Here is a 5,374-nt window from a genome sequence, read left to right as displayed (position 1 = left end):
TTGCACTCGCGTCACGCAAGAAGATCTACCGGCCCAGGCCCCTCCGCGAGGGCGGATCGCGCAGATTGATCACGACTCGATACGCGCCCTAGCCGTACTGCCGCCCGTTGCCCAGTCCTGCCCCCGGCAGAGTCACGGCCACCGGGACCGCCGTCGGGGCCCGGCCACGCCATCCCGCGCGCTGATGCGGGACCGCTTCCAGATCAAGGCCCAAGTCGGGCAAGGAGATGCCGACATGCGGGCACGGCCCTGTCCGCGCCCGCATGTCGGCTGTCCGGGCTGTCCGGGGCCTGTCGGATGTTCGGGGCGAGCCGACGGTTCCCTGTGACGGTTCGCGGTTCGCGGTTCGCCACCATGAACCCCGTACCGGACAATGAGGACACCTCGGGTGGTCTCGACGAGAGACAGTCGCATGGACCGCTATCCGCCCATCGCCGACCACGGCCTCGTGGGAGATCTGCAGACGGCCGCGCTCATCTCGGCGCAGGGAGTCGTGGACTGGTTCCCGGCACCGCGTTTCGACTCGCCCAGCGTCTTCGCCGCCCTGCTCGACCACGACGACGGGGGCCACTTCGGCTTCGCCCCCGATCCGCGCGGCAGCACCTGCAAGCAGCTCTACTTCCCCGACAGTGCCGTGCTCGTGACCCGTTTCCTGTCCCCGGACGGGGTCGGCGAGGTCTTCGACTTCATGCCGCCTTACGACACGGACACGCCGTCCGACCAGCACGTCCTGTTCCGGCTCGCACGGGCGGTGCGCGGTACGGTCCGCTTCGAGCTGGAGTGCCGGCCACGGTTCGACTACGCCCGGGAGCGGCACGAACTGTCCTTGGACATCGGACCGGACGGCAAGACCGTGGCCGTGTTCCGCGCGCCGGGCACGACCGCGTATCTGCAGAGCAGCTTTCCGCTCGAACGCGACCAGGACGACGTCCGCGGCCGGGTCACCCTGCGCGGCGGCGAGTCCGCGGCCGCCGTGTTCACCGTGTGCGCCCCGGACAGCCCGCGGCCCGCTCCCGTCACCGCCACCTCGGCCACCGAACAGCTGTGGGCGACCGTCGACTTCTGGCAGTACTGGATCCGTACGTCCCGCTACCGCGGCCGGTGGCCGGACATGGTCCACCGCTCGGCCATCACGCTCAAACTGCTGACGTACGCGCCGACCGGCGCCCCGGTGGCCGCGGCCACCACGGGGCTGCCCGAGCAGGTGGGCGGCCAGCGCAACTGGGACTACCGCTACACCTGGATCCGGGACGGCTCCCTGTCCGTACGGGCACTGCTGGATCTCGGGTTCGTCGACGAGGCGGCCCGCTTCACCCGCTGGCTCGCCGACCGGATGCGCGCGGAGGCGGACGGCGGCGGCGAACGCCTGCAGATCATGTACCGCGTCGACGGCGATCCCCGGCTGCCCGAGAAGCTCCTGCCCCATCTGGAGGGCTACCGCGGCTCGTATCCGGTGCGCGTCGGCAACGCGGCGACCGGGCAGCTGCAGCTCGACATCTACGGAGAGGCCCTGTACGCGCTCACCGAGGGCCGGGAGGCGGGGGCGCAGGTGGGCTACCACGGCTGGAAGGGCCTGGCCTCGACCCTGGACTGGCTCGCGGACCACTGGGACCGGCCCGACGAGGGTGTGTGGGAGACGCGTGGCGGACGCAAGGACTTCACCTTCAGCCGTGTCATGTGCTGGGTCGCCTTCGACCGCGGACTGAAACTGGCCGCCGAGTACAGCCGGCCCGCCGACACCGCGCGCTGGACGGCCGCGCGCGACACGATCCTCGACCAGGTGATGCAGCGCGCCTGGAGCGACAAGGAGCAGGCTCTCGTCCAGCACTACGGCGACGACGTGCTGGACGCCTCGCTCCTGCTGATCCCGCGACTCGGCTTCCTCGCCCCGAGGAGCCCGAGCTGGCTCTCGACGCTCGACGCCATCGACCGGGCGCTCGTCTCGGACAGCCTCGTCCACCGCTACGACCCGGCCGCCTCACCGGACGGGCTGCAGGGCTCGGAAGGCACGTTCAGCCTCTGCACCTTTCTGTACGTCGACGCGCTCGCCCAGGCGGGCCGGCTGCGCCAGGCCCGGTACGCCTTCGAGAAGATGCACACCTACGCCAACCACGTCGGGCTCTTCGCGGAGGAGATCGGCCCCAGCGGGGAGCAGCTGGGCAACTTCCCGCAGGCGTTCACACACCTCGCGCTGATCATGGCAGCGACGACGCTCGACAGGGCTCTGGACGAGGCGTGGTACGGGCCGGGAGCGAGCCGTCGGTGACGGTTTCGTCGGCGCCGCGGGAATTCCAGGTGGCCGGACGGCGTTGGGAATCTTAGGCTGAGCTGGAGTTCTACCGCGGAGAATGAACGTTCTCCCGTGAAGGACTTCAACCGGCTCCGGTAAGGAGTGCCACAGGCCTCCCGCGAGGGAGTGCCGCAGGGCGAGGTAGGTGCTGGCGATGGCGCTGCTGTCTTCCTTCATCGCAGTCGCGGACCGGCCGGGCCGCACGGCGCGAGCGGCGGCGGAGTACGTCCGCCGCCACCTGGTCGCCGGGCAGCCCCAGTCCCAGTCAGAGGATGCGAGTCGGCACGAGACAGGGACGGTCGTGGTCCCGCCTCGGTCGGCGTCCTTCGTGGAGGGCCGTGCCGCGGGCCTCGGGTCGGTGACGGTGGCCTACGAGCGGCAGGGCACCGGGGAGCCTCTGGTCCTGCTGCACGGACTCGGATACCACCGTCAGGCGTGGCGCACCGTCGTGCCGCTGCTGGCCGGCTCGAACGACACGGTCGCCCTTGATCTGCCGGGGTTCGGAGAGTCCCCCGACCTCGACCCGACCGTGCCGCGTGACCTGGAAACGGCTGTGGCCTGGCTGGGCGCCGTCTTCGAGGAGCTGGGCGTGACCAGGCCACATGTGGTCGGTCACTCGCTGGGCGGACTCATCGCGCTCCGGCTGGGCCAGGCGGGGCTGGCACGCAGCGTGACGGCACTGGCCCCGGCGGGGTTCTGGACCGGCGCCGAGCGGCGGTACGCCTTCGCCATGCTGACCGCTGCGCGACAGGGCGTGCGGTTGCTGCCCGACGAGGCCGTGGCGTGGCTGGCGCGCAGTGCGGCCGGACGCGCCGCACTGACCGGCACCCTCTACGGCCGCTCCGGCCTGTGTCCGCAGGAGACGGTGATGGCCTCGCTGCGGGCGCTGCGGGACGCGGCGGCGTTCGGGTCCACCCTCCGGGCCGGCCGCGACGGAGTCCTGTTCAGCGGGGACATCCCCGACGTACCGGTCACCATCGCCTGGGGCACCTGGGACCGTGTCCTGCCGCCCTGGCAGGCCTACCGGGTCAAGGCCATGATCCCCGAGGCACGGCTGGTGCCGCTGCCCGGCTGCGGCCACATACCCATGAACGACGCTCCCGAGCTGGTCGCCCGCGTGATCCTGGAGGCCACCGGCCTGCCGCAGGACGCTCACTAGTGCAACCAGATCGCCGAGTTCAGCAGTTCGCGGAGTTCCGCAGTTCACCTGCTTCAGCCTTTCATCTGCCGCAACCAGCGCGCCGTGCCCCGTTCGACGGCGACGTGCCGGTCGGCAGCCGCCGTCTCGGACTGAGGGCCCGCCAGATCCGCCGAGACCGGTGTGGTGATCACGCTAACGGGTACCCAATCGCCGCACAGCAGGACAAGTCTCTGCACGGAGGTGAGCTGTATGACTCTGCCTGTGCGACGTGGTACGCCTGGAAGGCTTGCCGAACGGCGGTTCCCCGGCTGGGCCAGGGACCCGCTGGCCGATGAGCGCGAGGGCGGCGGCACCCTGCGCCGCGGTACCCGCCGCACGGGCCGCTTCGGGCGTCGACGCGACGCTCCGATCACAGCCGGAGACTGACACCGACACACCCCGGTGCACCCCTGACGTCGGGCACAGATCCTGCCCGTGACGGCCCCCACCCCCAGCGGCCGGCAGGCAGGACACCAGCCAATCGCTGTAGCGCGCCGACAACACCCCGACCCGCACGTCCCCGGCACACCACAGCCGCACACGGTCCGCCATGCAACACGGTTCAGCTGGACGGACACTTCGTGTCGCCGATGTGGCGTGCACCGAAGGCCGCAGCCGAGACGACGGCCCGCTCAGGGATCCGCCGACCATCGACCATTGCTCGCCGCCCTAGACCACGAGGGATATACGCCATGACAGTGACGACCGATGTCCTCATACCGGCGTTGGAAGACGCCCGCGAGGCCCATGCCGCGGTCATCGACCGGTTCCGGTCCGACATGGCCCTCACCCCCGACGGCCCGCACCGGCAGGCGCTGGAACGCCACGTCGCCGACGCACGGGACCACATCATCCGTATCGACCACCATGTCAGTGAGATCCGCCCTTACAACCCGCTGCGGAACGCCGCCGGCACGGTCCGCACCATTGCCAAGGGCACCGTCCGCACCACCACACTGCCCCTCGAGATCGGCGCGTCGATCGCGGGCCGGACCCTGCGGGGTAGGCAGCAGCCGGACGAACGCCGCCTGCTGAAGAACGCCGAGGACGAGTACGCGATCACCGCCCGGGCGCTGGCCGCCTGCCGTGCCGGGGAGAGCATCGCCGACCAGGCCCACGACGGAGAGGCGGCTCGTCTGCTCGCCTCGCTGCGCCGCCAGGACGAAAAACTCCTGGAGGACCTCAAGGACAGCGTCGCCGAGCACGCACGTGCCGTGGTGACGACCGACGGCGGCCGGTCGGAGGAGTCCGACGGCGGCCTGACCGGCGCGGCCACACGTGTGGTGCGTACCGCCGTCGACCGGCTGCGGGACGCCGCTCAGACCGGCGGGCGGCAGACGGCCCGTACGGCCTCCGGCGCGCTCCGCAAGGTGCCCGGCATGACGGGGATGGCCAGGGAAGTCCAGGGCGCCGCGACCCGCAAGGACGACCTGCCGGTCTCCGACTACGGGCAGCTCACCGTCGCCGACATCACTCAACGGCTGCGAACGCTCCCCCAGGACGATCTCACCGTCGTCGAGGGATACGAGCGTGCCCACGCCAACCGGGCGGGGGTTCTCAACGCCATCGAGCGGCTGCGCGGTGACCAGCCGTGGCCCGACTACGACACCATGGACCTCGACCGGATCCACCGGCGGCTGCGGACGGCCGACCCGGCCCTCGCCTTGGAGACCCTGGACTACGAACGGCGCCACCGGCAGCGCAAGTCGGTGATCAACGCCGCCCGGCAGCGCACCACCACCTGAGCGTGCTCAGTTGTGGGACGGCCCGCCGGGGCGACCGGCGGGCCGTCATGTACGCCCGGCGTCCAGGCCCTGTCGTCAAATTCCCGTCGTCCGCCCGGAGGGCGGGCCTCGCGGTGTCTGGTGCGTGCGATCGCAAGGCGCCGGAGCGCCCTCGTGGCG

At 71.2% G+C, this 5,374-nt stretch carries 3 protein-coding genes; all 3 read left to right on the top strand.

Going from position 1 to position 5,374, the window contains the following annotated elements:
• Positions 1 to 412 precede the first annotated feature (412 nt).
• The 3 genes from ACWD4J_RS43845 to ACWD4J_RS43835 all read left to right on the top strand — a co-directional run bounded on the left by ACWD4J_RS43845 (position 413) and on the right by ACWD4J_RS43835 (position 5,215).
• Positions 413 to 2,266: a glycoside hydrolase family 15 protein gene (locus tag ACWD4J_RS43845; protein ID WP_451401159.1), complete on the top strand. Its 1,854-nt coding sequence runs from the start codon at positions 413 to 415 to the stop codon at positions 2,264 to 2,266.
• 178 nt (positions 2,267 to 2,444) lie between these two features.
• Complete coding sequence (locus tag ACWD4J_RS43840) at positions 2,445 to 3,449, top strand: alpha/beta fold hydrolase (RefSeq protein WP_451401158.1); 1,005 nt, start codon at positions 2,445 to 2,447, stop codon at positions 3,447 to 3,449.
• 713 nt (positions 3,450 to 4,162) lie between these two features.
• Entirely contained in the window at positions 4,163 to 5,215 is a 1,053-nt protein-coding gene (locus ACWD4J_RS43835; RefSeq protein ID WP_451401157.1) for a hypothetical protein, read from the top strand.
• Positions 5,216 to 5,374: the final 159 nt, after the last annotated feature.

This window comes from Streptomyces sp. NPDC002577, from assembly GCF_053594815.1.
This window is presented reverse-complemented; position numbering and strand designations above follow the sequence as displayed.